At 64.7% G+C, this 238-nt stretch carries 1 protein-coding gene; it reads right to left on the reverse strand.

Annotation, left to right across the window (positions count from 1 at the left end; genetic code table 11):
- Positions 1 to 238: hypothetical protein (locus tag SB751_RS34930; protein WP_410749604.1), on the reverse strand; the 238-nt coding region annotated here is incomplete at both ends.

The following is a 238-nucleotide window of genomic DNA, read 5'->3' on the forward strand; positions in this document are numbered from 1 at the left end:
CGTCTGCACCGCGAGCGGATATTCCACGCCGTTCTGCGGACTGACCCAGAATGCGGGCGATGTCTGCGAACTGCCCGAAAGCGCGATCAGCACATCCTGGGCCACGATTTGCGGGCTCAAATTCAGTTGCTGCATGCGCGAGCGGTCCATCGCGAGCATCAGCGCGGGCTCGTCGTTGCGCTGCGCGATATGCGCATCGACCGCGCCCGGCAACTGGCGCACCTGCTTGAGCAGCGTG

It is taken from the genome of Cupriavidus sp. SIMBA_020, assembly GCF_046535395.1.
Taxonomy (GTDB): Bacteria; Pseudomonadota; Gammaproteobacteria; order Burkholderiales; family Burkholderiaceae; genus Cupriavidus; species Cupriavidus campinensis.